The sequence below is a fragment of the Klebsiella sp. Q2 genome, from assembly GCF_009900705.1.
Lineage (GTDB): Bacteria > Pseudomonadota > Gammaproteobacteria > Enterobacterales > Enterobacteriaceae > Klebsiella > Klebsiella quasipneumoniae.
The window spans coordinates 189,360-215,738 of sequence record NZ_JAAABE010000003.1; the positions used below are offsets into that span (position 1 = coordinate 189,360).

Consider the following 26,379-nt stretch of genomic DNA (forward strand, 5'->3'; position numbering starts at 1 on the left):
TTCTCCTAGGAACGGAATAATCGGGAGTATTGGGTTTCATGCCGGGCAGAGGCGATGGCGGCGAGCGGCGTGGCCGATCCGATATCGCCGTCCGGCGCGGCCAGTGCGCGGGGCATCGCCGCCGCGTAGTGGTCGCAAAGACGTAAAATGAGCTGCTGGGCGGCCTGCTGGCCGAAGGGCACCAGCTTGACGCCGGCCATTACGGCGCTCTCAATCCAGCTGTAGCCCAGGCTTAAGGCCATCTCGGGCAGCGCGATGCGCCAGCGCACGCCGAGCCAGGCCATCCCGGCGAGCTGGCTTTGCTGGCACAGCGTGCGCCACGGCGGCGGGCAGTCCGGCTGCCAGTCGCTCAGCAGGCGGGCAAACGCCGCGCCGCGGTTGCGCTCTTCCTCCCGCAGTTCACGGGTCTCCCGGCAGGCCAGCAGATAAGCCGTCCAGCGCCGGGCCGCGGCGATATCGCCTTGTTCGCAGGCGCGGTACAGGCGGGCGAACAGCGGCAGGTCAACGGTAAAAAAGCCTTCCGTCATCTGCCGTCGCTGCCAGCGCTCGAAGGCCGCGACGTCCGGCACCCAGCCGGCTTCCACAGCCCACTCCAGCCCCTGGGACCAGCTGTAACCTCCTACCGGCAGGTTGCTGCTGGCCAGCTGCATCAGCCGCAGGCGTTGTTCCGCTGTCGACATGCTAGTGGCTGTGAGCGTGGTGGTCATGATGAGCATGATGATGACCGTGGCTTTCGCTGGCGTAAGCGCCGGCTTCCGGCTCGAACGGCAGCTGGCCAAAGGTCACCGTCAGGCCGAACTGGCGCAGCATATCGTCCAGCACGTGATCGTGATGGTAGCGCAGCTCGCCCGGCATAATCTGCAGCGGTACGTGACGGTTGCCGAGGTGATAGCAGGCCTTCGCCAGCATAAACGGGTCGTCGCAGCGCACCACCGACACCCCTTCATCAGCGGCAATCACCTGCACAAATTCGGTGCCGTCTTCGTTACTCAGCACATCGCCGCCGCGCAGCAGCAGGCCGCGGGGCAACAGCAGACCGGCTTCCCGGCCATCGTTGAGGGTAACTTTTACCCGGCTTTTGACGCGAACATCAATCGGCAGCGTAACGCTGGCGGTCGCGGCGGCGGGGGTCTCCAGACGTTGAGTTAAATAAAGCATCCGCACTCCTTAAAACAGAAAATAACGTTGCGCCATCGGCAGAACCTCTGCCGGCTCGCTGGTGATGAGTTCGCCATCCACTCGCACCTCATAGGTCTGCGCGTCGACGGTGATGTTAGGCTGCAGGCTGTTGTGCACCATGTCGGCTTTCTGCACCGTGCGGCAGCCTTTCACCACGGCAATCGCGCTGCGCAGGTTCAGCCGCTCGGCTACGCCATGGTCCGCCGCTGCCTGCGACAGGAAGGTGAGGCGGCAGTGATGGCGGGCGCTGCCCAGCGCGCCAAACATCGGACGGTAGTGTACCGGCTGCGGGGTCGGAATAGAGGCATTGATATCGCCCATCGGCGCGATGGCGATCATGCCGCCCTTGATCACGGTGGCCGGTTTCACGCCGAAGAAGGCAGGCGACCAGACCACCAGGTCCGCCAGCTTACCCACCTCAATGGAGCCGACTTCGTGCGCGATGCCGTGGGTCAGCGCCGGGTTGATGGTGTATTTGGCGATGTAGCGCTTCACGCGGAAGTTGTCGTTATCCCCGGTCTCCTCCGCCAGCGCGCCGCGCTGCACCTTCATGCGGTGCGCCACCTGCCATGTGCGGAGAACCACTTCCCCGACGCGGCCCATGGCCTGCGAATCGGAGGAGGTGAGCGAGAAGGCGCCAAGGTCGTGCAGCACGTCTTCTGCGGCGATGGTTTCCCGGCGAATGCGCGACTCGGCAAAGGCCACGTCCTCGGCGATGTCCGGATCCAGATGGTGGCAGACCATCAGCATATCGAGATGTTCGTCGATGGTGTTGAGGGTGTAGGGCAGCGTTGGGTTGGTGGAGGACGGCAAAATGTTCGGGTGGGCGCAGGCGGTGATGATGTCCGGCGCATGGCCGCCGCCGGCCCCTTCGGTATGGAAGGTGTGGATGGTGCGCCCGCCGATGGCGGCGAGGGTATCTTCCACAAAACCGGACTCATTGAGGGTGTCGCTGTGCAGGGCGACCTGAATATCCATCTCATCGGCGACGGTTAATGCGCAGTCGATCGCCGCCGGGGTGGCGCCCCAGTCCTCATGGATCTTCAGGCCAATAACGCCCGCCGCCACCTGCTCGCGTAGAGCGTCCGGCTGAGAAACGTTGCCCTTGCCCAACAGGCCGACATTAACCGGCAGGCTGTCGGCCGCCTGCAGCATGCGTGAGATATACCAAGGCCCCGGGGTGCAGGTGGTGGCATGGGTACCCGCCGCCGGGCCGGTGCCGCCGCCGACCATGGTGGTCACGCCGGAGACCAGCGCCTCTTCCGCCTGCTGCGGACAGATCCAGTGAATATGGGTATCGATCCCGCCGGCGGTGACGATTTTTCCTTCGGCGGCAATCACTTCCGTCGCGGCGCCGATGGGGATGGTGACGTTGGGCTGGATGTCGGGGTTGCCGGCTTTGCCGATGGCGAAGATCCGGCCGTCCTTCACGCCGATATCGGCCTTAACGATGCCCCAGTGATCGACGATCAGCGCGTTGGTGAGCACCAGGTCAACACAGTCGGCGGCCAGCATCTGTCCCTGGCCCATCCCGTCGCGGATCACTTTGCCGCCGCCGAATTTGACCTCTTCCCCGTAGGTGGTCAAATCGTCCTCCACCTCGATCCACAGCTCGGTATCGGCCAGGCGCACCTTATCGCCGACGGTGGGGCCGAACATGTCGGCATAGGCCTGGCGTGAAATATTACTCATCGTTTGCCTCCAGTGGGCCCATGACTTCGCCGCGGAAGCCGAAGACGGCGCGGTGACCGGCGAAGGCCACCAGCTCAATCTCGCGTTTCTGGCCAGGTTCAAAGCGTACCGCCGTGCCGGCCGGGATATTCAGGCGATAGCCGGTGGCCTGCTGACGGTCGAACTTCAGAGCCGGGTTGACCTCGGCGAAATGGTAGTGCGAACCGACCTGAATCGGACGATCGCCGTGGTTTTCAACGACCACGCGACAGGTCGCCCGGCCGGTGTTGAGGGCTATCTGGCCGGGCTTAACGTGATATTCACCAGGGATCATGGCGCTGCCTCAGATAATCGGGTTGTGAACGGTGACCAGCTTCGAGCCGTCCGGGAAGGTGGCTTCGACCTGGATATCCGGGATCATTTCCGGGACGCCTTCCATCACTTGCTCGCGGGTCAGGACGTGACGACCTTCCTCCATCAGCGAGGCCACGCTTTTGCCGTCGCGGGCGCCTTCCATAATAAAGGCGCTGATCAGGGCCACGGATTCCGGATAGTTGAGCTTCAGGCCGCGGGCCAGGCGGCGTTCCGCCACCAGCGCGGCGGTAAACAGCAACAGCTTGTCTTTTTCTCGGGGGGTCAGTTCCATAACGTTCTCTTAAGTCAGCCAGATTCGGGGGAGTACGGGGGACTTGCCGGTGAGATGAGGACGCAGAAACTGCCAGACGTCGCGCATCACCTGCTGGCAAATCAGATTATCGTCACTGAGGAAGCGCACCGTCAGCAGGCGGTCGGTCAGGCTGGCGCCGGCGTAGAGGCCGAGCGGCGCCAGCGCGTCGCGCACCCCGTCGAGCAGGGCATCGGTTGCCGGATAGCACAGCAGCGTGCCGACCCAGGGACGTCCAGCGATGCTGGAGAGCTCTCCCTCCTGCAGGTGCAGGCGCTCGACCAGCAGCGGCTCATCGTCCACCCATACCTCCAGCCGGTTGCTGAGGGTGCCGTGGCTGAAGGTTTCGCCGATCACCGGGCGGCCAAGGCAGAGCAGATCCCAGGCCAGCAGGGTGCTGGAGGCACACAGGTGAAAGGTGGTGGACAGTCGGGCGTTCGCCCCGGGAAAGAAGATGGCATCCTGCGGGAACCACTCCAGGGTCGCCTGCGGGGCGAGGGTCAACTGCTGGCGCAAAAGCGCTTGCGCGCCGCTGCTGCGGTAAAACTTGCTGGCGCCAGGCATGGTGATCAGGGTATGGCAGCCGGGATCAAGGTGGGCGCTAATCGTCAGTTCATCACCGCCGACGATGCCGCCGGGGGGGTGAAGCAGATAGAGGTGACAGGTCTCTTCTTCCGGGTAAAACGGGCGCTGGACGGTCAGCGGGCCGACGTGTTGGGCGCTGGCGAGAACGGTCTTGCCGCCGGCCTGCTGAAAGCGCAGATCCAGCGTGGCCTGCCAGCCTTTTTTGAGTGGTGGTAACACGGTGCCGTGCAATGTTGCGCCCCTGCAAAATCAAGATAAAACAGCAGCAATGAGTATTGATCGGCGGGAGATTATCCCGGTCATACGAAACGCTTATGTCATCTGTTACCCGCAGCGTCGCATTGGGCGCAAGGGGAAAGCGGCATAACCGCTCAGGATTATTCACCCGGATAATCATTGGCGTCAATATCCTGATCCGCTGCCTGGCCGCGGCGGAAAAGGTGCCAGCGGGGGGAACGCCGCGCCGCTGGTCGCTGGCGTGATTTTTGCTGTGGGTCACCGCTAACGCATTGTTACAAAAGAGGGATGTGGTGAAGATCGCCAATCATGACGACGTAAGGCGAAAAGGCGGGTGAGACAGGTAAATAGAAGCGGGGATCCCTCCGGCTGGCGGGGCCGGGAGGGGAGATTACTTCTCTTCTGGCGTTTTTTTCTTCTTCACACGCGTCCAGATTTTGCTCTCCTGGCGGCGCCACAGACGCTGAATGTTGTCGTGATGGCGCAGGAGGATCAGGCAGGAGAGCATCGACACCGGGAAGGTGTACTGCGGTTTAAACCACCAGACGTAGAACGGAGCGATCAGCGCGCTGACGATAGCGCCAAGGGAAGAGTAACCGCTGAGCAGGATGGTCAGCAGCCAGGTCCCGGCCATCACGCCGGTCAGGTCGAGGCCGATGGGGGCGATAGCGCCGAAGGCCGTGGCGACGCCTTTACCGCCGCGGAAATGAAAGAAAACCGGCCAGATATGGCCCACGCAGGCGGCAATCGCCACTAAACCCAGCCAGAACGGCGTCAGGCCCAGCGCCCAGGCGCCCCATACCGGCAGCATGCCCTTCAGCACATCAAAAATAAGTACCGCTACGGCCGCCCCTTTTCCGCCAATTCGTAGTACGTTAGTGGCCCCGGGGTTGCCTGAGCCGCTGTCGCGTGGGTCGGGCAGGCCAGCAAGGCGACATACCAGAATGGCGCTGGAAATGGAGCCGCAGAGGTAGGCGAGGAGTACCAGTCCAGGCGCGATTGCACTCATAACGCTGTTCCGTTTTGAAAATGTCGTTGTATTCTCTGCATCTGTGGATAATACGCATAATTCGCCGGAAGTGGTATCCGGTTTAGCTAAAAAGCAGGCAGGGCGTGATGGATATTGTATTTATAGAGCAACTTTCGGTAATCACCACCATTGGTGTTTATGACTGGGAACAAACCATTGAGCAGAAGCTGGTGTTCGATATCGAAATTGCATGGGATAACCGCAAGGCGGCCGCCAGCGATGATGTCAGCGATTGCCTCAGCTATGCTGATATCAGCGAGCGCGTCATCGCGCATGTTGAGGGGGGAAAATTCGCGTTAGTGGAGCGGGTGGCGGAAGAGGTGGCCGACCTGCTGCTGGAGACATTCCAGTCGCCATGGGTGCGCATTAAAGTCAGCAAACCTGGCGCCGTGGCTCGCGCGGCAAACGTCGGGGTGATTATTGAACGTGGCCTTAATCTGAAACAAAACTTTTCAGGTCATACTTGTTAAACAAATTGCGTTTATACCGGTCATAGCATCCGGTCATCAGGCAATTTTACTGGCGATCTTCTACCAGAACGGCAGGCGAATCCTTGTGTACGCCGTGTATGCTGCGGATTGCGCGCCCTCTGGCAGTCGGGTTGTGCCTGTTGAACGATACCGTGTTCCTGGTTTTTTTCATTTTACTTTTTTAAAGGGTTTAATTGGATGAGCGATATACACTCGCTGCTGGTGGCGGCAATATTGGGTGTGGTTGAGGGGTTGACAGAGTTTTTACCTGTTTCCAGTACCGGTCATATGATTATTGTTGGTCACCTGCTGGGGTTTGAAGGTGATACGGCAAATACCTTTGAAGTGGTTATTCAGCTAGGCTCGATACTCGCCGTGGTGGTCATGTTCTGGCGTCGCCTGTTCGGCCTGATCGGCATCCATTTCGGCAGGCCGCCGGAGCACGAAGGTAAAGGCAGCGGTCGCTTGTCGCTTATCCATATCCTTCTCGGCATGATCCCCGCGGTGGTGATGGGGCTTATTTTCCACGACACCATTAAATCTTTGTTTAACCCGGTAAACGTGATGTACGCCCTGATTGTCGGCGGTGTGCTGTTAATTGCGGCGGAAGTGCTGAAGCCGAAACAGCCGCGCGCGGTCGGGATTGACGATATGACCTATCGTCAGGCGTTCGTTATCGGCTGCTTCCAGTGCCTGGCGCTGTGGCCGGGCTTCTCCCGCTCAGGGGCGACCATCTCCGGCGGCATGCTGATGGGCGTCAGCCGCTACGCGGCGTCGGAATTCTCATTCCTGCTGGCGGTACCGATGATGATGGGCGCCACGGTGCTGGACGTCTACAAGAGCATCGGCTTCCTCAACATGGGCGATGTCCCGATGTTTGCCGTCGGCTTCGTGATGGCGTTTATCGTGGCGCTGATTGCGATTAAAACCTTCCTGCAGCTGATCAAACGGATCTCGTTCATTCCGTTCGCTATCTACCGCTTTATCGTCGCGGCAGCGGTTTACGTGGTCTTCTTCTAAGGCCTGCGCCCTCAGCCTTGCGGCTGGGGGCAACGCTGTTCCTTCCACTGCGCCACCGCCGCAATTCTCCGCCGCGTCAGCTCCTCGCGAATTTCCGCCCCTTTAAACCCCGCCGCCACCACCTCTTTGGTGGAGACCGACCTCGCCACTTCCCAGGCCTCTAATAGCAGGCGCCCCTGCGGATAATCGCTAGCCTCGAAACCGGTGCGCCCGCGAACGTCGGCTTCGCTGGTGAGGGCGATCTGCTGCACGCGCTGCGGTTTACGCCAGGCGTCAATGCTGTCGAAGAGTTTGACGAGGGTTTTCGGCTGCAGGATCGGCAGGGTGTGGATCAGATCATGATACTCCGCCACCAGTTTCGCGAGATCGCGGATATCGTTCGGCACCCGCAGACGCGCGCAGAGCTGTTCCACCAGCTTGACTCCCGCCGGGCCATGGCCGTGGTGACGCGGCCAGAGCGCTTTCGGCGTCAGCCCTTTGCCGAGGTCATGGCATAGGGTGGCGAAGCGCACATCGACGTCCGGCGACAGCATCGCGGCCATCGTGACGGTCATCAGGGTGTGCAGGCCGGTGTCGATTTCCGGGTGCCATTTGGCTGGGGCCGGCACACCGTACAGGGCGTCAATCTCCGGGAACAGCACCTTGAGGGCCTGGCAGTCGCGCAGCGTCTGAAAAAAGACCTGCGGGTTGCGGGTGGTCAACGCGCTTTCCGTCTCTTTCCACACCCGCTCCGGCGTTAAATGGGCCAGTTCGCCGGCCTCAACCATGGCGGCCATCAGGGTCTGGGTCTCTTCGGCAATGCGAAAACCGAGATGGGCATAGCGGGCGGCAAAGCGCGCCACGCGCAGCACGCGCAGCGGATCTTCGCTAAAGGCGGGGGAGACATGGCGCAGCAGACGCTGGCGGAGATCGTTTTGTCCGCCGTAGGGGTCGATAATTGCGCCGTCGGCGTCCTGGGCGAGGGCGTTGACCGTCAGGTCACGGCGCAGCAGATCCGCTTCGAGGGTGACGTCCGGGGCGGCATAGCAGGTAAAACCGGTATAGCCTGCGCCGGATTTGCGCTCGGTGCGGGCCAGGGCATACTCTTCCCGGCTTTGCGGATGAAGGAACACGGGAAAGTCGCGGCCTACCTGCTGATAGCCCGCGTCAAGCATCTGTTGCGGGGTGGCGCCCACCACCACCCAGTCTCGGTCTTTGACCGGCAGTCCTAACAGCGCGTCGCGCACCGCACCGCCGACCAGATAACTCTTCACGCCTGATTCTCCCGTATCTGTTTTTTGCAAGATGATACGTAAGTCTGGCAGAGAAGACGAATTAGTTCATCCACCGGTCTTTACGTTTGCGGCTTGGCACCAGATGCGGCAGCACCAGACCCAGCAGCAGACCGACGCCCAACACGCCGCCGCCGTACATAAACCACTGCATGATAATGGTGCGCTGTTTGTCATCAAGCTGCAGATTCGCCGCATTCACCTTCTTCTGCGCGACAACCAGCTCATTTTTCAACTTTTGGTTCTCGTCTTTCAGCGCGTTGATCACGCTGTCGCTGCCGGCGACTTTCTTCTGCATATCCGCCGTGCGCTGGTTCCAGGTGGCGTCGATATTATTCAGTTTATCGGTCAGCGTTTTGACCTGGTTTTCCAGATCCGGGACGCGGGTGCGCAGGCTGGGCTCGTTGCTCAGCTCTTTCAGCGGGATCCAGGCGGTACGCCCATTGGCGTCGCGGATCTGCGCGTAACTGGTGCTGTCGTTGGTTTGCAGCACCGCCACTTCTTCCCCGGCGTTGATGGTGCCGACCAGACGATAATTATCGCCCGGGCCGCTGCGAACCCAGGTGTTCAGCTCATCGGAAACGTAGCGCTTTTCTTCTGCGTGAACCGCCGTGGCGGCGCTAAGCGCGAGCAAAGTAAAAGTAATCAGGCGTAATTTTGGCATCAGGTCATCGTTTGGTCATAAAAAGTGGAACGATAGTAGAGGCATCGCCAGAGCGACGCAAAGTTTTCCGCCACAATCGGAATCATCCAGGAGGTGGCCCGGCAAAAAGCGCGTTGCATGGCGATTCGCCGCAAAATACTATCTACTGACAAAAAATATCGTCGTAAGTTCGCCGCAATTTGTCGGCGCAGCACAGAAGCGGAAGAATTCAGTCATGGCTCAAGAAATCGAACTTAAGTTTATCGTCGCTCAGGATGGGGTAGAGACGCTGCGCGAGCAGCTCAATGCGCTCGAGGCGAAACATACGCCCGCGGGCCAGTTGCTGAACATTTATTACGAAACCGCCGATAACTGGCTGCGTCGTCACGACATGGGGCTGCGCATCCGCGGCGATCAGGGGCGTTATGAAATGACGCTGAAAATCGCCGGTCGGGTGGTGGGCGGCCTGCACCAGCGCCCGGAATACAATATTCCCCTGGATAAACCGGAGCTGGCGCTTGAGCGCCTGCCGGCGGAGGTTTGGCCGCAAGGGGAACTTCCGACCGCGCTGGCGGAGCATGTCCAGCCGCTGTTCAGCACCGATTTTTCCCGTGAACGCTGGGTGATCCAGGAAGGAAAGAGTGAGATTGAGATTGCTCTCGATCGCGGCGAAGTGAAGGCGGGCGAGCATCAGGAGCCGATCTGCGAGCTGGAGCTGGAGTTGCTCGCCGGGGAGACCGCCGATCTGCTGCGCTTCGCGCAGCGTTTGCTGGAGAGCGGCGTCCTGCGTCAGGGGAGCCTGAGCAAAGCCGCGCGCGGGTATCATCTGGCGCAAGGCAACAATGAGCGCCCGGTGGCCCGGCTGGCGGTGCTGCCGGTGGCGGCGAAGGCCAGCGTGGAGCAGGGGCTGGAGGCGGCGCTGGAGAGCGCCCTGGCGCACTGGCTGTATCACGATGAGGTCTGGCTGCGCGGCAACGCGAAAGCTAAAGCGGAAATCCTGCTGGCGTTGGCCCGCGTGCGCCATGCCCTCGTGCTGTTCGGCGGCATCGTGCCGCGGAAGGCGACCACCCACCTCCGTGTCTTGCTGAACGACGCCGAAGCCGCGCTGCTGGCCGCGGACACCGCCGAGGAGGCGTTATTCTGCACCGAGGTCGTCGCCGCCAAACTGGCGCTGACCGAATGGCTGGTCCAGCGCGGCTGGCGTCCGTTCCTCAACGAGGCGGGAGAGAAAAAAATAGCCGGATCGTTCAAACGGTTTGCCGATATTAACCTCTCGCGGGTGGCGGCCGAGCTGCGCAGCGCCGTGCAGCATCTGGCGGTTGAAGATGCCGCCGACCAGTTGCCGAAGCTGTCCCGCGATATCGACAGCGTCCAGCTGCTGGCGGGCGCCTATGGCGACGCCGTCGCGCCGTGGCTGGAGAACTGGCAGGAGCTTCAGCGTGCGATAGAGCATGACGACCGCAGCGTCTTTGAATATTTCCGTCGCCAGGCGCTGGCTGCCGAGCCGTTCTGGCTGCATAGTGGAAAACGATAATTACAGGCCAGGGAGCCCCTATGATGCCGCTTTCTTCGCAGTTACAGCAGCACTGGCAGACGGTCGCTGACCGCCTGCCAGCGGATTTTCCCGTCGCCGAACTGAGCCCGCAGGCCCGGTCGGTGATGGCGTTCAGTGATTTTGTCGAACAGAGTGTGATCGCCCAGCCAGGCTGTCTGAACGAGCTTGCGGACTCCTCGCCGGAGGCGGAAGAGTGGCGGCATTACGAGACCTGGCTGCAGGATCGCCTGCAAGCGGTGGCTGACGAAGCGGGGTTGATGCGAGAGCTGCGTCTTTTCCGCCGCCAGATGATGGTCCGCATTGCCTGGGCGCAGGCGCTGTCGCTGGTAAGCGAAGAAGAGACGCTGCAGCAGCTGAGCGTCCTGGCAGAGACCCTGATTGTCGCCGCTCGCGACTGGCTGTATGCCGCCTGCTGTAAGGAGTGGGGAACGCCCTGCAACGCCGAGGGCCAGCCGCAGCCGCTGCTGATCCTCGGGATGGGAAAGCTGGGCGGCGGCGAGCTGAACTTCTCTTCCGATATCGATCTGATTTTTGCCTGGCCTGAGCATGGCGCCACCCGCGGCGGCCGCCGCGAGCTGGATAACGCCCAGTTCTTTACCCGCCTGGGGCAGCGGCTGATCAAGGCGCTCGACCAGCCGACGCAGGACGGCTTTGTCTATCGGGTGGACATGCGCCTGCGACCGTTTGGCGACAGCGGGCCGCTGGTGCTCAGCTTTGCGGCGCTGGAGGATTATTACCAGGAGCAAGGCCGGGACTGGGAACGCTACGCGATGGTGAAAGCGCGGATCATGGGCGATAACGACGACGCCTACGCCAGCGAGCTGCGCGCGATGCTTCGCCCCTTCGTCTTCCGCCGCTATATCGACTTCAGCGTGATCCAGTCGCTGCGTAACATGAAAGGGATGATCGCTCGCGAAGTGCGGCGTCGCGGGCTGAAAGACAACATCAAGCTCGGCGCCGGCGGGATCCGTGAAATTGAATTTATCGTGCAGGTCTTTCAGCTGATCCGCGGCGGTCGCGAACCTGCGCTGCAGCAGCGGGCGCTGCTGCCGACGCTGGCGGCGATTGATGAGCTGCATCTGCTGCCGGAAGGCGACGCGGCGCTGCTGCGCGCGGCCTATCTGTTCCTGCGCCGGCTGGAAAATCTGCTGCAGAGTATCAACGATGAGCAGACCCAGACTCTGCCGCAGGATGAACTGAACCGCGCCAGGCTGGCGTGGGGGATGCATACCGATGACTGGGCGACGCTGAGCGCGCAGCTGGCGAGCCATATGGCCAGCGTGCGGCGGGTGTTTAATGAGCTGATCGGCGATGATGAGGCTCAGTCGCCGGATGAGCAGCTCGCCGAGTACTGGCGCGAGCTGTGGCAGGATGCGCTGGAAGAAGATGACGCCAGCCCGGCGCTGGCGCATTTAAACGACGCCGACCGCCGCAGCGTGCTGGCGCTGATAGCCGATTTCCGTAAAGAGCTGGATCGGCGCACCATCGGCCCGCGCGGCCGCCAGGTGCTGGATCAACTGATGCCGCATCTGCTGAGCGAAATCTGCTCGCGCGCCGATGCGCCGCTGCCTCTGGCGCGGATCATGCCGCTGTTGACCGGGATCGTCACTCGCACCACCTATCTTGAACTGCTGAGCGAATTCCCCGGCGCGCTGAAGCACCTGATTACGCTCTGCGCCGCGTCGCCGATGGTCGCCAGCCAGCTGGCGCGCCACCCCCTGCTGCTTGATGAGCTGCTGGATCCCAACACCCTCTATCAGCCGACGGCGACCGATGCCTATCGCGATGAGCTGCGTCAGTATCTGCTGCGGGTGCCGGAAGAGGATGAAGAGCAGCAGCTGGAGGCATTGCGCCAGTTCAAGCAGGCGCAGCAGCTGCATATCGCCGCGGCGGATATCGCTGGCACGCTACCGGTGATGAAGGTTAGCGATCACTTAACCTGGCTTGCCGAAGCCATCCTCGACGCGGTGGTGCAGCAGGCATGGGGACAGATGGTGGCCCGCTACGGCCAGCCGACCCATCTGCACGATCGCCAGGGGCGCGGCTTCGCCGTCGTCGGCTACGGCAAGCTCGGCGGCTGGGAGCTGGGCTACAGTTCCGATCTCGACCTGGTGTTCCTCCATGACTGCCCGCCGGAGGTGATGACCGACGGCGAGCGGGAAATCGACGGCCGTCAGTTCTACCTGCGGCTGGCTCAGCGGATCATGCATCTGTTCAGCACCCGCACTTCGTCCGGTATTCTCTACGAAGTTGACGCCCGGCTGCGCCCTTCCGGCGCGGCGGGGATGCTGGTCACCACCGCCGACGCGTTTGCCGACTATCAGCAGAACGAAGCCTGGACATGGGAGCATCAGGCGCTGGTGCGCGCTCGCGTGGTCTATGGCGACCCGGCGCTGCAGGCGCGATTTGACGCCATTCGGCGCGATATTCTGACCACCGTGCGGGATGGTGCGACCCTGCAGACCGAGGTTCGCGAGATGCGCGAGAAGATGCGTGCCCACCTTGGCAACAAACATGCCGATCGTTTTGATATCAAAGCCGATGCCGGTGGGATCACGGATATTGAATTTATTACCCAGTATCTGGTCCTACGCTATGCCAGCGACAAGCCAAAGCTGACCCGCTGGTCTGATAACGTGCGTATTCTCGAGCTGCTGGCGCAGAACGACATCATGGACGAGGAGGAAGCGCGAGCTTTAACGCACGCGTACACCACCTTGCGTGATGCGCTCCATCACCTGGCCCTGCAGGAGCTGCCGGGACACGTGGCGCCGGAGGCATTCAGCCGGGAGCGTGAGCAGGTCAGCGCCAGCTGGCAGAAGTGGCTGATGGCTTAACTATAAAATCGGGTGTGCTATTATCGCGCGCAAAGTTTGCGTCTCGCAGGAGAGAGTCATGAAAGTAACGCTGCCGGAGTTTGAACGTGCAGGAGTGTTGGTGGTGGGTGATGTGATGCTGGACCGCTACTGGTACGGCCCCACCAGTCGTATTTCCCCGGAAGCCCCGGTGCCGGTGGTGAAGGTGGAAAATATCGAAGAACGTCCTGGCGGCGCGGCAAACGTAGCGATGAACATCGCCTCCCTGGGGGCGACGTCGCGCCTGGTGGGATTGACCGGGATTGATGACGCCGCTCGCGCGCTGAGCCAGGCGCTGGCCAACGTCAATGTGAAGTGCGACTTCGTCTCCGTCCCGACTCACCCGACCATCACCAAGCTGCGGGTGCTGTCGCGCAACCAGCAGCTGATCCGCCTCGACTTTGAAGAGGGCTTCTCCGGCGTTGATCCGCAGCCGATGCACGAGCGCATTCAGCAGGCGCTGGGCGCCATTGGCGCGCTGGTTCTCTCGGATTACGCCAAAGGGGCGCTGACCAGCGTCCAGACGATGATCAAGCTCGCCCGTGAAGCAGGCGTGCCGGTGCTGATCGATCCGAAAGGTACCGATTTCGAACGCTATCGCGGCGCAACGCTGCTCACCCCGAACCTCTCTGAGTTTGAAGCGGTGGTGGGCAAGTGCCAGGATGAAGCGGAGATCGTTGAGCGCGGCATGAAGCTTATCGCCGAATTCGAACTGTCAGCGCTGCTGGTGACGCGCTCAGAGCAGGGGATGACGCTGCTGCAGCCGGGGCGTCCGCCGCTGCATATGCCGACCCAGGCTCAGGAAGTGTACGATGTCACCGGCGCCGGCGACACGGTGATTGGCGTACTGGCGGCGACCCTGGCGTCCGGCAACACCCTGGAAGAGGCCTGCTATTTCGCTAACGCCGCGGCGGGCGTGGTGGTCGGTAAGCTGGGTACATCCACCGTTTCCCCTGTCGAGCTGGAAAACGCGGTCCGCGGCCGGGCTGAGACCGGCTTTGGCGTGATGAGCGAAGAAGAACTCAAACAGGCGGTTGCGGCGGCGCGCAAGCGCGGCGAGAAAGTGGTGATGACCAACGGCGTCTTCGACATTCTGCACGCCGGCCATGTCTCCTATCTGGCGAATGCGCGCAAACTGGGCGACCGTCTGATCGTGGCGGTCAACAGCGATGCCTCCACCAAACGACTGAAAGGCGAAACCCGCCCGGTAAACCCGCTGGAGCAGCGGATGATCGTGCTGGGGGCGCTGGAGGCGGTCGACTGGGTGGTCTCCTTCGAAGAAGATACACCGCAGCGCCTGATTGCCGGGATCCTGCCGGATCTGCTGGTGAAAGGCGGCGACTACAAACCGGAGCAGATCGCCGGCAGTGAAGAGGTCTGGGCGAACGGTGGCGAAGTGCTGGTGCTCAACTTTGAAGATGGTTGCTCAACCACCAACATTATTAAGAAAATACAAAAAGATAGCGAAAAATAACCGTTTCGCTATTCCCCCGCCATAACGGTGCGGCATCACGGCCTGCGATAGCGATATCGCGGGCCGTTTTTATTTAATGATGTGGAAAATGATTTGGCGCAATAAATAATCATATTAAGCGCATTTTTCGTACAGATGGCGTTAAGGTAAGCGTAAATACTGAAGTGAGTAAAAGGCATATGACTGATCAGAACATCCACCGCTGAAGGAGTATGCGCATGAACCATAACGACATGTATTCAATGAAGAATTTTGATTTTTTGGCACGGAGTTTCGCCAGAATGCACGCCCAGGGCCAGCCAGTTGATCTTCAGGCCATTGTCGGCAATATGGATGAAGAACATCGTGAATGGTTTTGCCAGCGCTATGAACTGTACTGTCGTCAGGTGAACAGCCCGGCGGAAGCCGCACACTAAGCCAACGCAAACGGGCCCCTGAGGGCCCGTTTTTTTACTGCTGCTCTTCGCTGTCAGGCGTCGTCGCCGGGCGGTTTTCGAGGTCATTCAGGCGCTGTTCCAGCAGCGCCAGTTTTTCGCGGGTCCGCAGCAGAACCTGAGTCTGCACGTCAAACTCTTCGCGGCTAACCAGGTCCAGACGGGTCAGCTGCGACTGCAGCGCCTGGCGGATTTTCTTTTCAACATCCTCACCCAGATCGCGAAGTCCTTTTGGCATCGACTCATGGACCTGGCGGGCGATTTGTTCAATTTTTTTCGGGTCAATCATGGTGGTTTCCTGCTCGGGTCGGATGATTGATCATTGTAGTGCGAACCAGGCCGCCTATAAACCAGAAATGTTTGAAGCTTATGCATTGCCGAGGATAGTCAATAGCGTTATAGTTATCTCGCTTATTCTCAGGGCGGGGCGAAATTCCCCACCGGCGGTAAATCAACCATGGCGTTGAAAGCCCGCGAGCGCTTCCCGTGACTACGGGAAGGTCAGCAGATCCGGTGTAATTCCGGGGCCGACGGTTAAAGTCCGGATGGGAGAGAGTAACGGCACAGTCGGGCCCAGGCCCGCTCGCGTTGACTTTTGCCGCTAAACCGGCGCTCCTAAGACTGCCCTGATTCTGGTAACCATAATTTTAATGAGGTTTTTTTACCATGAATCAGACGCTCCTTTCTTCTTTTGGTACCGCTTTTGAACGTGTGGAACACGCTTTGGACGCCCTGCGCGAAGGCCGCGGCGTGATGGTGCTTGACGATGAAGACCGTGAAAACGAAGGCGATATGATCTTCGCCGCCGAAACCATGACCGTAGAGCAGATGGCGCTGACCATTCGTCACGGCAGCGGCATTGTGTGCCTGTGCCTGACCGAAGATCGCCGCAAACAGCTGGATCTGCCGATGATGGTGGAGAACAACACCAGCGCCTACGGCACCGGCTTTACCGTAACCATCGAAGCGGCGGAAGGCGTGACCACCGGCGTTTCCGCTGCTGACCGCGTGACCACCGTCCGCGCGGCGATTGCCGACGGCGCGAAACCTTCCGATCTCAACCGTCCTGGCCACGTTTTCCCGCTGCGGGCGCAGCCGGGCGGCGTACTGACCCGCGGCGGCCATACCGAAGCCACTATTGACCTCGTGACCCTCGCTGGCTTCAAACCGGCAGGCGTGCTGTGCGAGCTGACCAATGACGATGGCACCATGGCGCGCGCGCCGGAGTGCATCGCGTTCGCTCAGCAGCACAATATGGCGGTGGTCACGATTGAAGATCTGGTGGCCTATCGTCGCGAACATGAGCGTAAAGCCAGCTAATCAGCGGCTGACAACGCCAGTGAAAACAGCCCGCTTATTAGTGGGCTGTTTTGTTTCTGTGCCTTAACCGATGCCCATCGTCTGGAGCACCACCAGACTCAGCCCCATCACCGACATCCCGCACAGAACGCCATAGCTCGGGTTGCTTTGCGGATCGATCTCTTTCGCCAGCGGCATCAGTTCATCGACCGACAGCGCCACCATAATCCCGGCGACGGCGGCCATGATCGCGCCCATGACCATCGGCGAGACCAGGCTACCCAGAATCAGCCACGCCAGCACGCCGCCCAAAATCTCCGCCATGCCGGAAAGACCGGCCCAGAGCACCGCCTTACTGCGCGATCCGGTGGCGGCATATACCGGCCCGGCAACGGCCAATCCTTCAGGAATATTGTGCAGGGCGACGGCAAGCGCCACTCCCATGCCAAGCTCGAGGTTGTTGCTGGCCGTGACATAGGTGGCGATCCCTTCCGGAAAGTTATGCAGGCTGATACCCAACGTCAGCAGAATGGCGGTGCGGCGTAAATTGCGCGGGCGCGGCGCGGCGGGGGTCATCAAATCCTGCGGGTGGGCATGCGGCAGCAGGCGATCGAGACCAAAGTAGCCCAGCAGGCCGAAAACAAACATTCCGTAGCCGAGCAGCGGCGACATGCCCTCGGCGGCCAGCGCGGCAGGCAGCATTTCCATCAACGAAATCAACAGCATGATCCCGGCGGCAAAGCCGAGGGAGAAGCCCAGCAGGCGGTTAGAGGGTTTCTGGCCAATCACGCCGAAAATGGCGCCTATAAAGGTTGCGCTACCGGCTAACAGCGTCAATATTAAGGGTGATGACATCGCTTCTCTCCCTGCGAAAATAAGTGCATAGGAGTATATTGCCTGAGGATGCGCGTACGGGACAGCTCCCTTTACCGCGAATTACATTCAAATTTTCTGACGATCATCATCATGGTTATCTGAGTTTATCCTGGCGCAAAAGCGCGTAATGTGAGCACATCACATTGACACCCTAAGGATATCATCATGTCCCGTACCCGAATGCCCGCGTTGTTTCTCGGCCATGGCAGCCCAATGAACGTGCTGGAAGACAACCGCTATACCCGCGCCTGGGCTCACCTGGGCGAAACCCTGCCGCGTCCGAAAGCGATCGTGGTGGTCTCTGCGCACTGGTTCACGCGCGGTACGGGCGTGACGGCGATGGAGGCCCCGAAGACCATTCACGACTTCGGCGGTTTCCCGCAGGCGCTGTATGACACCCATTACCCGGCGCCGGGCTCCCCGGCGCTGGCGCAACGGCTGGTGGAGCTGCTCTCGCCGGTGCCGGTCACTCTCGATAAAGAAGCCTGGGGATTTGACCATGGCTCGTGGGGCGTGCTGATCAAGATGTATCCGCAGGCGGATATCCCGATGGTTCAGCTGAGCATCGACAGCACCAAACCGCCGGCCTGGCATCTCGAAATGGGGCGAAAGCTGGCCTCGCTGCGTGATGAAGGGATTATGCTGGTGGCCAGCGGCAACGTGGTGCACAACCTGCGTACCGCCCGCTGGCATGGCGAGAACACGCCGTATCCGTGGGCGGAGTCCTTCAACAACTACGTGAAGGCGAATCTGCAATGGCAGGGCCCGGACGATCAGCACCCGCTGGTTAACTACCTGGCACACGAAGGGGGCTCGCTCTCCAACCCAACGGCGGAGCATTTCCTGCCGCTGTTATACGTGCTGGGGGCATGGGATGGCGTGGAGGCGATTTCGACCCCGGTCGATGGCATCGAGATGGGCTCGCTGAGTATGCTGTCGGTGGTGGTTGGCGCCTGATAAAAATTGAGCTCCGGCGGCGGTATCGTCGCCGGAGCGCGACATTATTCGACGAAAATGTGCGGATAGAAACGCGACAGATCCTGGGTTATCAGCGCCCGGTCTTCACGAATGCCGATCCCGGCGGGCTGATCGTTGATGAGCCAGCTGCCAATCAGCGTGTAGCTGTCACCAAACTTCGGCAGCGGGTAAAATTCCTGCACGATAGTGCCTTCTTCCCCATACGGACCTTCCACCGACTCCACCACCTTGCCCTGTTCAACGATCGACACGTTGGCGCCTTCGCGAGAGAAGATCGGCTTAATGACGTACTTCTCCATCTCCGGATGGGCATCTTCGCTGAAGTAAGCCGCCAGCAGATTTGGGTGATTGGGGAACATTTCCCACAGCATCGGCAGCAGCGCTTTGTTGGAGATGATGCTCTTCCACGCCGGCTCCAGCCAGCGGACGCCAGCGTCTTCCAGCTTGGTGGAGAACATCTCCCGCAGCATAAACTCCCACGGATAGAGCTTGAACAGGTTGCCAATCACCTGATCCTGGAGATCGGTAAACTGGCCTTTTTCACCCAGTCCAATATCTTCGATGTAGAGGAATTCCGTCGCCAGCCCCGCCTCGGCGGCGCAGTCCTGCAGATATTGCACGGTGCCGCGATCTTCAACGGTATCGCGGCAGCAGGCCATATGCAGCAGCTGGAAGCCAAACTGCTCGCGCAGCTCACCGAAGCGATCGATCAGCTTCTCCTGCAGGCTATTGAACTGGTCGCTGCCCGCCGGCAGCTTGCCGGCGTTGAGCTGGTCTTCCAGCCAGATCCACTGGAAGAAGGCCGCTTCATACAGCGAGGTCGGCGTGTCGGCATTGTTCTCCAGCAGCTTCGGCTCGCCGACGCCATCCCAGGCCAGGTCGAGACGTGAGTAGAGTGACGGCTGGTTGGTTTTCCACGACTGGCGCACAAAGCCCCAGGTGTGTTTAGGGATGCGGAATTTGGCCATCAGCTCATCGCTGGCGATCACTTTTTCCACCACCTGAAGACACATCTGATGCAGCTCGGCGGTGACCTCCTCCAGCTTTTCCACCTGGGCGAGGCTCAGCTTGTAATAAGCCTCTTCGCTCCAGTAGGGCTCGCCGTACATGGTGTGGAAGTTGAAGCCGTATTCGGTCGCTTTCTCGCGCCAGTCCGGGCGCTCGGTAATGCTGACTCTTTCCATGTTGCTTAGCCGCCCATTGAGCGAGAAGAAGAGGTTGAGCCTGCGGCGCTACGCTGCATGGTCGACTGCTTCGCCACCGACTCGCCGAAGCCCCCGCGGGTGACGGTCGTGGTGGTTGCCGGTTTCGGCGCCATCGCGGTTTTCGGCACGTTCATGGTGCGGCCCGGCTGGGCGGCGCCATAGCTCTTACCGCTGGCGTCAGTGTACTGACCGTAGGCCGGGCTGGCAGGGTTTTTGGAGCTGAACAGCGGCTGCTGTTGCGCCATGCCGCCGCCCATCAGGCGGCCCATCATGTAGCCGGCCATCAGCGGCATCCAGAAGCTACCGCTGCTTTGCGCCTGCGCCTGGTTTTCCGGGGCGACGCCCGCCTGGGCAGGCGTTTGCTGGCACTGACCTTCGCCAAACTCGGCGACGCAGTCTTCGCGGGTGGCATATTTCGGCGCGGTGCGCTCTGCCTCTTTCACCGCGTTGGTGTAGGCCGTGGTGCATTCGGCTGCTTTGCCCGGGTTGGCGGCGGAGCAGTCATCGGCGTTCTGGTACAGCGAGACCGTTTCGTCGCTTTTTTCACAACCGGCAAGCATAAAGACCGCGGTGACGGCCAGGGCGACCGGCGTCAGGTGGCGTGCGCTCCAGCTTTTGCGGAACGACGAATGATTAATATTTTTTGTCCGTTTCATATTTGTCTTCCAGGACCCAGTGGTATGGCGTGTGTTAACGCTCAGGATAGAGGATGAGTGGTGGAAAATGAAGCGAAGAGGGGCGCTAAGCGGGGGATCTTTACGTTGCCTTACGTTTAACGCATCGCCTGTCCGACGGACAGGCGATGCGCGTCACAGTATGAAAATTACTGACGGAACGGATTGCTGCCGCTGCTATGGGTCGTCGTCCGTGCGGACGCCGGCTTCATAGCCGCAGTCGTGTTGCCGTAACCATCGGCAGTGGCATCCTGCTGCGGATTTTCCGGCGCGACGCTGTCGGCAGAGGTCGAGATCGGTTTGCCCAAGGTGTTGTTCAGGGCGATCAGATCCTGCTCGTTCAGCGTACCTAACGCCGACTTGATGTTCAGCTCGTTGATCAGGTAGTTGTAGCGCGCATTAGAGAGCTGCTGTTTGGCGTTGTACAGCGTGGTGGTGGCGTCGAGGACGTCAACGATAGTACGGGTACCCACCGAGTAGCCAGCTTCCATCGCATCCAGGGAGCTTTGCGCAGAGACCACCGCCTGTTTGTAGGCGTTGATGCTGCTGATAGAGGCATTCACGTTGTTAAACGAAGAACGCACGGTCTGGACCACGCTGCGGTGAGCGCTTTCCAGCTGCTCGCTGGCGCCGACGAAATTGTACTGCGCCTGTTTGACCTGCGAGTTAACCATCCCGCCCTGGTACAGCGGCAGGGAGAAGCTCAGGCCGATTTTATTCTGACCGATATCAGCATCTTGCGAGATGCTTTTTGAGCCGCTGTAGCGGTTGTTGGAAACGCCAGACGAGGCGTTTAAATCCAGGGTCGGCAAATGGCCGTCCTGCGCCTGGCGAATCTGCTCGCGGGCCAGGTCCTGATTCAGACGCGCCTGCAGCAGCGACAGGTTGCGGTTCTCCGCTTCCTTCAGCAGGGCGTTCACCGCCTGCGGTTTGCTGGTTTTGAAGCCGTCTACGTTCAGGGAGGCCAGCTCCGGGTAGTAGTTGCCGGTAACCTGGCGCAGCTCTTCCACGGCGTTGTCGAGATCGTTACGCGCGGTCACTTCGTTCGCCAGCACGGCGTCGTATTGTGAGCGGGCGTTCTGCACGTCGGTGATCGCCACCAGACCGACGTTAAAGCGCTGGGTGGTTTGATCCAACTGACGGTAAATAGCCTGTTTCTGCGCTTCGGTATAAGAGAGCGTGTCGATGGCGGCCAGCACTTTGAAATAGGCCGTCGCGGTATTCAGAATCAGCGTTTGCTGATCGGTCTGATACGTGACATCCTGAATGCCTGCCGCTTTTTCCTGCAGCGTCAGGGCGCGCCATTTCGACATATCAAACAGAACCTGCGTTAACTGCAGCGAGCCGCTGGTGACGTTAGAATTCTGGTCTTTATAATCACGGAAGCCGCTGGTATAGGTATAATCCGCTCCCAGCCCGAGCTGAGGCAGTAATGGACTGCGCGCTTCGTTGATCTTTTCGAATGCGGCGTCACGATCGGCTGCCGATTTACGCAGATCGGGGTTGCTGATGCGCGCCTGCTGGTAAACCTGAAGCAGGTTTTCCGCCTGGCTCATGGCGCTGAACCCGGTCAGGCTCAGGCCGATAAGAATGGGGAGCAATTTCTTCATTTGCATTCCTTGTTGTGAAGCATTTAGCGCTGGTCTAATTCTAAGAAAAATTCCGCTGATTGTATCGATTCTGCCGCCGTAAAAAGTTGGCGTTACGTGCCATCCGGCGGTAATTTGCACCAATCTAACATACGGACCGTAAAACGGTAGCCAAACGGTCTGGAAATCCCTCATTTCGGATTAGCAGGACATAACAATGAGCAAACCCATCCACCAGGGAATTACCTTCTCCAAAAATGATGTAGAAATTATTGCACGCGAAACGCTGTATCGTGGTTTTTTTTCACTCGATTTATACCGTTTTCGCCACCGCCTGTTTAACGGCGGCATGAGCGGCGAAGTCACCCGTGAAATTTTTGAGCGCGGGCATGCCGCCGTCTTGCTACCCTTTGACCCGGTGCGGGACGAAGTGGTGCTGGTCGAACAAATCCGTATCGCCGCCTATGATACCAGCGAGAGCCCGTGGCTGCTGGAAATGGTCGCCGGCATGATCGAGGCGGGTGAGACGGTGGAAGATGTCGCCCGTCGGGAAGCGCTGGAAGAGGCCGGGCTTGAAGTTGGGCGGACGAAACCAATATTAAGCTATCTGGCCAGTCCGGGCGGCACCAGTGAACGGTTATCGATCCTGGTGGGCGAAGTTGATGCATCGACGGCAAAAGGCATTCACGGCCTGGCCGAGGAAAATGAGGATATTCGGGTGCATGTGGTAAGCCGGGAGCAGGCTTACCAGTGGGTAGAAGAGGGGAAAATCGACAACGCAGCCTCTGTCATCGCCTTGCAATGGCTGCAATTGCATTATCACAATTTACGAAACGAGTGGACAAAATGAAGCGTTATACACCTGACTTCCCTGAGATGATGCGCCTGTGCGAGACCAATTTCGCCCAGTTGCGCCGCCTGTTGCCGCGAACGGATGCAGCGGGTGAGAAGGTGAGCTATCAGGTGGGAAGCGCGCAATATCGGTTAACGATAACGGAATCAACCCGCTACACTACTCTGGTGGCGATAGAGCAGACTCTGCCAGCGGTGAGCTACTGGAGTCTGCCATCCATGACCGTTCGCCTCTACCATGACGCCATGGTGGCCGAAGTGTGTTCGAGTCAGCAGATCTTTCGCTTCAAAGCGCGATATGATTATCCTAATAAAAAGTTGCATCAACGCGACGAAAAGCATCAAATTAACCAGTTTCTGGCCGACTGGCTGCGTTACTGTTTAGCACATGGAGCGATGGCGATTCCGGTTTGTTAGCGTCGTTAAACCTAAGGACACCATTTGGAAAGCCTGTTAAACCTACCTCTGGCTGGTGAGGCCAGAGTCAGGATCTTACAAATTACTGATACTCACCTGTTTGCTGAAAAACATGAAACGTTGTTAGGCATCAATACCTGGGAAAGCTATCAGGCCGTACTGTCGGCCATTCATGCCTCACAGCGTCCATGCGATTTGATTGTCGCAACAGGCGATTTGGCGCAGGATCACTCCTCCGCGGCCTACCAGCATTTTGCTGAGGGCATCGCGAGTTTCGCTGCACCCTGCGTCTGGCTACCGGGCAACCATGATTTCCAGCCGGCGATGTACAGCACCCTGCAGGAGTCGGGCATTTCCCCCGCCAAGCGCGTGTTTCTCGGCGACCACTGGCAGATCCTGCTGCTGGACAGCCAGGTGTTTGGCGTTCCCCATGGCGAGCTGAGCGACTTCCAGCTGGAATGGCTCGAACATAAGCTGGCGGAGGCGCCGGAGCGTTATACCTTACTCCTGCTGCATCATCATCCGCTGCCGGCCGGCTGCAGCTGGCTGGATCAACACAGTCTGCGCAACGCCGGCGCGCTGGACAGCGCGCTGAGCGCCTGGCCGCGGGTGAAGCATCTGCTGTGCGGCCATATTCATCAGGAGCTGGATCTCGACTGGAATGGCCGACGTATGATGGCGACGCCGTCGACCTGCGTTCAGTTCAAGCCGCACTGCGCCAATTTCACCCTCGATACGGTGTCGCCGGGCTGGCGCTGGCTGGAGCTTCACCCTGACGGAACGCTGACCACCGAAGTGTGCCGCCTGGAAGGCGCGGCGTTTCATCCGGATATTGCTTCAGAAGGCTACTGATGGCGACGCTCCTTTATCTGCACGGCTTTAACAGTTCTCCACGCTCGGCGAAGGCGACGGCGTTAAAGACTTGGCTGGCGCAGCACTATCCTGAGATCGCCATGGTGGTGCCGGAGCTGCCGCCTTACCCGGCGGAAACGGCGGAGCTGCTGGAGTCCATCGTGCTGGAGCACGGCGGCGAGCCGCTGGGGGTCGTAGGGTCGTCGCTGGGCGGCTACTACGCCACCTGGCTGTCGCAGTGCTTTATGCTGCCAGCGGTAGTGGTTAACCCGGCGGTGCGGCCGTTTGAGCTGCTGAACAATTTTCTCGGCCACAATGAGAATCCATACACCGGGCAGCAATATGTGCTAGAGTCTCGCCATATTTACGATCTCAAAGTTATGCAAATCGACCCGCTCGAAGCGCCGGATTTACTCTGGCTGCTGCAGCAGACCGGGGATGAAGTGCTTGATTACCGCCAGGCCGTTCATTACTACGCCTCCTGCCGGCAGACGGTGGAGGAGGGCGGTAATCACGCATTTGTCGGCTTTGACGATCATTTCACTCAGATTATCGAATTTCTCGGCCTGCGCTAAACGGCCCTGAACGACCTACGAATACACACCATGACGCAATCTTCATATAACGCTGATGCCATTGAGGTACTCACCGGGCTAGAGCCGGTGCGCCGCCGTCCGGGCATGTATACCGACACCACCCGTCCTAACCATCTTGGTCAGGAAGTGATTGATAACAGTGTGGACGAAGCGCTGGCAGGCCACGCCAAACGCGTGGAAGTGATCCTGCACGCCGACCAGTCCCTCGAGGTGATTGACGACGGGCGCGGGATGCCGGTCGACATTCATCCGGAAGAGGGGGTGCCGGCGGTTGAGCTGATCCTCTGCCGACTGCACGCGGGCGGTAAGTTTTCCAACAAAAACTACCAGTTTTCCGGCGGCCTGCACGGGGTGGGGATTTCGGTGGTCAACGCCCTGTCTAAACGCGTGGAGGTCAACGTGCGTCGCGACGGTCAGATCTACAGCATCGCCTTTGAGAATGGTGAGAAAGTAGAAGACCTGCACGTCACCGGCACCTGCGGTAAACGCAACACCGGGACCAGCGTCCATTTCTGGCCTGACGAAAGCTTCTTCGATAGCCCGCGCTTCTCCGTTTCGCGTTTGACCCACTTGTTAAAAGCGAAAGCGGTGCTGTGCCCGGGCGTGGAAATTGTTTTCCGCGATCAGGTCAACAACAGCGAGCAGAGCTGGTGCTATGCCGATGGCCTTAACGACTACCTTAGCGAAGCGGTGAACGGCCTGCCGCTGCTGCCGGAAAAACCCTTCGTCGGCACCTTCTCCGGTGAGACGGAGGCGGTGGACTGGGCGCTGCTGTGGCTGCCGGAAGGCGGCGAGCTGCTGACCGAGAGTTATGTCAACCTGATCCCGACCATGCAGGGCGGGACGCATGTCAACGGCCTGCGCCAGGGGCTGCTGGACGCGATGCGTGAGTTCTGCGAGTACCGTAATATTCTGCCGCGCGGGGTGAAACTGTCGGCGGAAGATATCTGGGATCGCTGCGCCTACGTGCTGTCGGTGAAGATGCAGGATCCGCAGTTCGCCGGGCAAACCAAAGAGCGCCTGTCGTCGCGTCAGTGCGCGGCGTTCGTCTCCGGCGTGGTGAAAGACGCCTTCAGCCTGTGGCTGAACCAGAACGTGCAGGCTGCGGAGCTGCTGGCGGAGATGGCCATCTCCAGCGCCCAGCGTCGTCTGCGCGCCGCCAAGAAAGTGGTGCGCAAAAAGCTGACCAGCGGTCCGGCGCTGCCGGGTAAGCTGGCCGACTGCACCGCCCAGGATCTGAACCGTACCGAACTGTTCCTCGTCGAAGGGGACTCGGCGGGCGGGTCAGCCAAGCAGGCGCGCGATCGTGAATATCAGGCGATCATGCCGCTGAAAGGCAAGATCCTTAATACCTGGGAAGTCTCTTCCGATGAAGTGTTAGCTTCGCAAGAAGTGCACGACATTTCGGTGGCGATTGGTATTGACCCGGATAGCGATGATTTAAGCCAGCTGCGCTACGGCAAAATTTGTATTCTGGCGGATGCGGACTCCGATGGCCTGCACATTGCCACGCTGCTGTGCGCGCTGTTCGTGAGACATTTCCGTACTCTGGTGAAAGAGGGGCACGTCTACGTGGCGCTGCCGCCGCTGTACCGTATCGACCTCGGCAAAGAGGTTTACTACGCGCTAACGGAAGAAGAAAAAACCGGCGTGCTGGAGCAGCTAAAGCGCAAGAAAGGCAAGCCAAACGTCCAGCGCTTTAAAGGTCTCGGCGAGATGAACCCGATGCAGCTGCGGGAAACCACCCTCGACCCGAATACCCGCCGCCTGGTGCAGTTGGTGATCAGCGATGAGGATGAGCAGCAGACCACGGCGATGATGGATATGCTGTTGGCCAAGAAGCGTTCTGAAGACCGTCGCAACTGGCTGCAGGAGAAGGGCGATATGGCGGACCTGGAAGTGTAAGACCGCACGCTGCGCCAGACGTAAAAGGGAGCCTCAGGCTCCCTTTTC

General features: G+C 59.9%; 28 protein-coding genes, 2 pseudogenes and 1 riboswitch. Of the genes and pseudogenes, 14 read left to right on the forward strand and 16 right to left on the reverse strand.

Features of this window, described 5'->3' with window-relative positions:
• Nucleotides 1-5: 5 nt before the first annotated feature.
• The 6 genes from GT756_RS12630 to GT756_RS12655 are packed head-to-tail and all read right to left on the reverse strand — an operon-like array spanning nucleotide 6 to nucleotide 4,330.
• Entirely contained in the window at nucleotides 6-680 is a 675-nt protein-coding gene (locus GT756_RS12630; RefSeq protein WP_017899735.1) for an urease accessory protein UreF, read from the reverse strand.
• Between the two features lies 1 nt (nucleotide 681).
• Entirely contained in the window at nucleotides 682-1,158 is a 477-nt protein-coding gene (gene ureE / locus GT756_RS12635; protein WP_017899736.1) for an urease accessory protein UreE, read from the reverse strand.
• Nucleotides 1,159-1,167: 9 nt separating this feature from the next.
• The gene (ureC, locus tag GT756_RS12640) at nucleotides 1,168-2,871 is read right to left on the reverse strand and encodes an urease subunit alpha (protein ID WP_004205260.1); all 1,704 of its coding nucleotides are present in this window, start codon (nucleotides 2,869-2,871) and stop codon (nucleotides 1,168-1,170) included.
• Nucleotides 2,864-3,184 carry an urease subunit beta gene (locus tag GT756_RS12645; RefSeq protein WP_017899738.1) on the reverse strand — a complete coding sequence of 107 codons (321 nt, stop codon included), beginning with the start codon at nucleotides 3,182-3,184 and terminating at the stop codon, nucleotides 2,864-2,866. The genes ureC and GT756_RS12645 overlap by 8 nt, the downstream gene beginning before the upstream one ends.
• Nucleotides 3,185-3,193: 9 nt before the next feature.
• A complete protein-coding gene (locus GT756_RS12650) occupies nucleotides 3,194-3,496 on the reverse strand; it encodes an urease subunit gamma (RefSeq protein WP_002916871.1) in 303 nt (100 codons plus the stop codon).
• Between the two features lie 9 nt (nucleotides 3,497-3,505).
• Nucleotides 3,506-4,330 (reverse strand): urease accessory protein UreD, encoded by an 825-nt coding sequence (locus tag GT756_RS12655; RefSeq protein WP_160124830.1) that lies wholly within the window; start codon nucleotides 4,328-4,330, stop codon nucleotides 3,506-3,508.
• On the opposite strand from GT756_RS12655, the gene GT756_RS25885 reads away from it, so the two are divergent.
• The gene (locus GT756_RS25885) at nucleotides 4,320-4,466 is read left to right on the forward strand and encodes a hypothetical protein (protein WP_032447021.1); all 147 of its coding nucleotides are present in this window, start codon (nucleotides 4,320-4,322) and stop codon (nucleotides 4,464-4,466) included. The genes GT756_RS12655 and GT756_RS25885 overlap by 11 nt on opposite strands.
• Before the next feature lie 10 nt (nucleotides 4,467-4,476).
• On the opposite strand, the pseudogene GT756_RS26370 reads toward GT756_RS25885, so the two are convergent.
• Nucleotides 4,477-4,578 (reverse strand): annotated as a pseudogene (locus GT756_RS26370) (hypothetical protein); the annotation flags it as partial.
• 149 nt (nucleotides 4,579-4,727) lie between these two features.
• A complete protein-coding gene (gene plsY / locus GT756_RS12665) occupies nucleotides 4,728-5,345 on the reverse strand; it encodes a glycerol-3-phosphate 1-O-acyltransferase PlsY (protein ID WP_004205257.1) in 618 nt (205 codons plus the stop codon).
• A 107-nt stretch (nucleotides 5,346-5,452) separates the two neighbouring features.
• On the opposite strand from plsY, the gene folB reads away from it, so the two are divergent.
• Both folB and bacA read left to right on the forward strand, forming a co-directional pair.
• Nucleotides 5,453-5,836: a bifunctional dihydroneopterin aldolase/7,8-dihydroneopterin epimerase gene (gene folB / locus GT756_RS12670; RefSeq protein WP_004150923.1), complete on the forward strand. Its 384-nt coding sequence runs from the start codon at nucleotides 5,453-5,455 to the stop codon at nucleotides 5,834-5,836.
• A gap of 198 nt (nucleotides 5,837-6,034) precedes the next feature.
• Nucleotides 6,035-6,856, forward strand: a complete 822-nt coding sequence (bacA, locus tag GT756_RS12675; protein ID WP_004205255.1) for an undecaprenyl-diphosphate phosphatase — start codon at nucleotides 6,035-6,037, stop codon at nucleotides 6,854-6,856.
• An 11-nt stretch (nucleotides 6,857-6,867) separates the two neighbouring features.
• Here bacA and GT756_RS12680 read toward each other — a convergent pair whose 3' ends face one another.
• Both GT756_RS12680 and GT756_RS12685 read right to left on the reverse strand, forming a co-directional pair.
• Nucleotides 6,868-8,109, reverse strand: coding sequence for a multifunctional CCA addition/repair protein (locus GT756_RS12680; protein WP_017899740.1), 1,242 nt, complete (start codon nucleotides 8,107-8,109; stop codon nucleotides 6,868-6,870).
• A 61-nt stretch (nucleotides 8,110-8,170) separates the two neighbouring features.
• Complete coding sequence (locus tag GT756_RS12685) at nucleotides 8,171-8,791, reverse strand: TIGR04211 family SH3 domain-containing protein (RefSeq protein ID WP_004205252.1); 621 nt, start codon at nucleotides 8,789-8,791, stop codon at nucleotides 8,171-8,173.
• A 214-nt stretch (nucleotides 8,792-9,005) separates the two neighbouring features.
• Here GT756_RS12685 and GT756_RS12690 point away from each other — a divergent pair, with 214 nt between their 5' ends.
• The 3 genes from GT756_RS12690 to hldE are packed head-to-tail and all read left to right on the forward strand — an operon-like array spanning nucleotide 9,006 to nucleotide 14,654.
• A complete protein-coding gene (locus tag GT756_RS12690) occupies nucleotides 9,006-10,304 on the forward strand; it encodes an inorganic triphosphatase (RefSeq protein WP_160124832.1) in 1,299 nt (432 codons plus the stop codon).
• A 20-nt stretch (nucleotides 10,305-10,324) separates the two neighbouring features.
• Entirely contained in the window at nucleotides 10,325-13,162 is a 2,838-nt protein-coding gene (gene glnE, locus GT756_RS12695) for a bifunctional [glutamate--ammonia ligase]-adenylyl-L-tyrosine phosphorylase/[glutamate--ammonia-ligase] adenylyltransferase (RefSeq protein WP_174562439.1), read from the forward strand.
• A gap of 58 nt (nucleotides 13,163-13,220) precedes the next feature.
• Nucleotides 13,221-14,654, forward strand: coding sequence for a bifunctional D-glycero-beta-D-manno-heptose-7-phosphate kinase/D-glycero-beta-D-manno-heptose 1-phosphate adenylyltransferase HldE (gene hldE, locus GT756_RS12700; protein WP_064187774.1), 1,434 nt, complete (start codon nucleotides 13,221-13,223; stop codon nucleotides 14,652-14,654).
• A gap of 80 nt (nucleotides 14,655-14,734) precedes the next feature.
• Here the strand turns inward: hldE and GT756_RS25890 are convergent.
• A pseudogene (locus GT756_RS25890) lies at nucleotides 14,735-14,881 on the reverse strand (hypothetical protein); the annotation flags it as partial.
• Between GT756_RS25890 and glgS the strand changes: the two are divergent.
• Nucleotides 14,873-15,070, forward strand: coding sequence for a cell surface composition regulator GlgS (gene glgS / locus GT756_RS12705; RefSeq protein WP_004205248.1), 198 nt, complete (start codon nucleotides 14,873-14,875; stop codon nucleotides 15,068-15,070). The pseudogene GT756_RS25890 and the gene glgS overlap by 9 nt on opposite strands.
• A gap of 34 nt (nucleotides 15,071-15,104) precedes the next feature.
• Here glgS and GT756_RS12710 read toward each other — a convergent pair whose 3' ends face one another.
• Nucleotides 15,105-15,377 carry an accessory factor UbiK family protein gene (locus GT756_RS12710; RefSeq protein ID WP_048295602.1) on the reverse strand — a complete coding sequence of 91 codons (273 nt, stop codon included), beginning with the start codon at nucleotides 15,375-15,377 and terminating at the stop codon, nucleotides 15,105-15,107.
• A gap of 120 nt (nucleotides 15,378-15,497) precedes the next feature.
• A riboswitch (FMN riboswitch) is annotated at nucleotides 15,498-15,649 on the forward strand.
• Between the two features lie 105 nt (nucleotides 15,650-15,754).
• Here GT756_RS12710 and ribB point away from each other — a divergent pair.
• Nucleotides 15,755-16,408 carry a 3,4-dihydroxy-2-butanone-4-phosphate synthase gene (ribB, locus tag GT756_RS12715; protein WP_017899745.1) on the forward strand — a complete coding sequence of 218 codons (654 nt, stop codon included), beginning with the start codon at nucleotides 15,755-15,757 and terminating at the stop codon, nucleotides 16,406-16,408.
• 63 nt (nucleotides 16,409-16,471) lie between these two features.
• Here the strand turns inward: ribB and zupT are convergent, their stop codons facing one another.
• Entirely contained in the window at nucleotides 16,472-17,242 is a 771-nt protein-coding gene (gene zupT, locus GT756_RS12720) for a zinc transporter ZupT (RefSeq protein ID WP_049093666.1), read from the reverse strand.
• 186 nt (nucleotides 17,243-17,428) lie between these two features.
• Here zupT and ygiD point away from each other — a divergent pair, with 186 nt between their 5' ends.
• Nucleotides 17,429-18,220 carry a 4,5-DOPA dioxygenase extradiol gene (gene ygiD, locus GT756_RS12725; RefSeq protein ID WP_004205244.1) on the forward strand — a complete coding sequence of 264 codons (792 nt, stop codon included), beginning with the start codon at nucleotides 17,429-17,431 and terminating at the stop codon, nucleotides 18,218-18,220.
• Nucleotides 18,221-18,264: 44 nt separating this feature from the next.
• Here ygiD and GT756_RS12730 read toward each other — a convergent pair whose 3' ends face one another.
• The 3 genes from GT756_RS12730 to tolC form a co-directional block, all read right to left on the reverse strand.
• The gene (locus tag GT756_RS12730) at nucleotides 18,265-19,425 is read right to left on the reverse strand and encodes a glutathionylspermidine synthase family protein (RefSeq protein WP_017899748.1); all 1,161 of its coding nucleotides are present in this window, start codon (nucleotides 19,423-19,425) and stop codon (nucleotides 18,265-18,267) included.
• 5 nt (nucleotides 19,426-19,430) lie between these two features.
• Nucleotides 19,431-20,102, reverse strand: a complete 672-nt coding sequence (locus GT756_RS12735; RefSeq protein WP_002916849.1) for a DUF1190 family protein — start codon at nucleotides 20,100-20,102, stop codon at nucleotides 19,431-19,433.
• A 167-nt stretch (nucleotides 20,103-20,269) separates the two neighbouring features.
• Nucleotides 20,270-21,730, reverse strand: a complete 1,461-nt coding sequence (tolC, locus tag GT756_RS12740) for an outer membrane channel protein TolC (RefSeq protein ID WP_004205242.1) — start codon at nucleotides 21,728-21,730, stop codon at nucleotides 20,270-20,272.
• A 196-nt stretch (nucleotides 21,731-21,926) separates the two neighbouring features.
• On the opposite strand from tolC, the gene nudF reads away from it, so the two are divergent.
• The 5 genes from nudF to parE are packed head-to-tail and all read left to right on the forward strand — an operon-like array spanning nucleotide 21,927 to nucleotide 26,331.
• Nucleotides 21,927-22,559, forward strand: coding sequence for an ADP-ribose diphosphatase (nudF, locus tag GT756_RS12745; protein WP_004205241.1), 633 nt, complete (start codon nucleotides 21,927-21,929; stop codon nucleotides 22,557-22,559).
• Complete coding sequence (locus GT756_RS12750; protein WP_004205239.1) at nucleotides 22,556-22,978, forward strand: DUF1249 family protein; 423 nt, start codon at nucleotides 22,556-22,558, stop codon at nucleotides 22,976-22,978. The genes nudF and GT756_RS12750 overlap by 4 nt, the downstream gene beginning before the upstream one ends.
• Nucleotides 22,979-23,002: 24 nt before the next feature.
• Nucleotides 23,003-23,830, forward strand: a complete 828-nt coding sequence (gene cpdA / locus GT756_RS12755) for a 3',5'-cyclic-AMP phosphodiesterase (protein ID WP_004205237.1) — start codon at nucleotides 23,003-23,005, stop codon at nucleotides 23,828-23,830.
• Complete coding sequence (gene yqiA, locus GT756_RS12760; protein WP_004205236.1) at nucleotides 23,830-24,405, forward strand: esterase YqiA; 576 nt, start codon at nucleotides 23,830-23,832, stop codon at nucleotides 24,403-24,405. Before cpdA ends, yqiA begins: the two co-directional genes overlap by 1 nt.
• Nucleotides 24,406-24,435: 30 nt before the next feature.
• Nucleotides 24,436-26,331 carry a DNA topoisomerase IV subunit B gene (gene parE, locus GT756_RS12765; RefSeq protein ID WP_080936050.1) on the forward strand — a complete coding sequence of 632 codons (1,896 nt, stop codon included), beginning with the start codon at nucleotides 24,436-24,438 and terminating at the stop codon, nucleotides 26,329-26,331.
• Nucleotides 26,332-26,379: the final 48 nt, after the last annotated feature.

Bases quoted from the DNA above. Each gene is read 5' to 3' on its own strand.
- GT756_RS12630 (WP_017899735.1), bottom strand. From the start codon at position 680: ATGTCGACAGCGGAACAACGCCTGCGGCTGATGCAGCTGGCCAGCAGC.
- ureE (WP_017899736.1), bottom strand. From the start codon at position 1,158: ATGCTTTATTTAACTCAACGTCTGGAGACCCCCGCCGCCGCGACCGCC.
- ureC (WP_004205260.1), bottom strand. From the start codon at position 2,871: ATGAGTAATATTTCACGCCAGGCCTATGCCGACATGTTCGGCCCCACC.
- GT756_RS12645 (WP_017899738.1), bottom strand. From the start codon at position 3,184: ATGATCCCTGGTGAATATCACGTTAAGCCCGGCCAGATAGCCCTCAAC.
- GT756_RS12650 (WP_002916871.1), bottom strand. From the start codon at position 3,496: ATGGAACTGACCCCCCGAGAAAAAGACAAGCTGTTGCTGTTTACCGCC.
- plsY (WP_004205257.1), bottom strand. From the start codon at position 5,345: ATGAGTGCAATCGCGCCTGGACTGGTACTCCTCGCCTACCTCTGCGGC.
- folB (WP_004150923.1), top strand. From the start codon at position 5,453: ATGGATATTGTATTTATAGAGCAACTTTCGGTAATCACCACCATTGGT.
- bacA (WP_004205255.1), top strand. From the start codon at position 6,035: ATGAGCGATATACACTCGCTGCTGGTGGCGGCAATATTGGGTGTGGTT.
- GT756_RS12685 (WP_004205252.1), bottom strand. From the start codon at position 8,791: ATGCCAAAATTACGCCTGATTACTTTTACTTTGCTCGCGCTTAGCGCC.
- GT756_RS12690 (WP_160124832.1), top strand. From the start codon at position 9,006: ATGGCTCAAGAAATCGAACTTAAGTTTATCGTCGCTCAGGATGGGGTA.
- glnE (WP_174562439.1), top strand. From the start codon at position 10,325: ATGATGCCGCTTTCTTCGCAGTTACAGCAGCACTGGCAGACGGTCGCT.
- hldE (WP_064187774.1), top strand. From the start codon at position 13,221: ATGAAAGTAACGCTGCCGGAGTTTGAACGTGCAGGAGTGTTGGTGGTG.
- glgS (WP_004205248.1), top strand. From the start codon at position 14,873: ATGAACCATAACGACATGTATTCAATGAAGAATTTTGATTTTTTGGCA.
- GT756_RS12710 (WP_048295602.1), bottom strand. From the start codon at position 15,377: ATGATTGACCCGAAAAAAATTGAACAAATCGCCCGCCAGGTCCATGAG.
- ribB (WP_017899745.1), top strand. From the start codon at position 15,755: ATGAATCAGACGCTCCTTTCTTCTTTTGGTACCGCTTTTGAACGTGTG.
- zupT (WP_049093666.1), bottom strand. From the start codon at position 17,242: ATGTCATCACCCTTAATATTGACGCTGTTAGCCGGTAGCGCAACCTTT.
- ygiD (WP_004205244.1), top strand. From the start codon at position 17,429: ATGTCCCGTACCCGAATGCCCGCGTTGTTTCTCGGCCATGGCAGCCCA.
- GT756_RS12730 (WP_017899748.1), bottom strand. From the start codon at position 19,425: ATGGAAAGAGTCAGCATTACCGAGCGCCCGGACTGGCGCGAGAAAGCG.
- GT756_RS12735 (WP_002916849.1), bottom strand. From the start codon at position 20,102: ATGAAACGGACAAAAAATATTAATCATTCGTCGTTCCGCAAAAGCTGG.
- tolC (WP_004205242.1), bottom strand. From the start codon at position 21,730: ATGAAGAAATTGCTCCCCATTCTTATCGGCCTGAGCCTGACCGGGTTC.
- nudF (WP_004205241.1), top strand. From the start codon at position 21,927: ATGAGCAAACCCATCCACCAGGGAATTACCTTCTCCAAAAATGATGTA.
- GT756_RS12750 (WP_004205239.1), top strand. From the start codon at position 22,556: ATGAAGCGTTATACACCTGACTTCCCTGAGATGATGCGCCTGTGCGAG.
- yqiA (WP_004205236.1), top strand. From the start codon at position 23,830: ATGGCGACGCTCCTTTATCTGCACGGCTTTAACAGTTCTCCACGCTCG.
- parE (WP_080936050.1), top strand. From the start codon at position 24,436: ATGACGCAATCTTCATATAACGCTGATGCCATTGAGGTACTCACCGGG.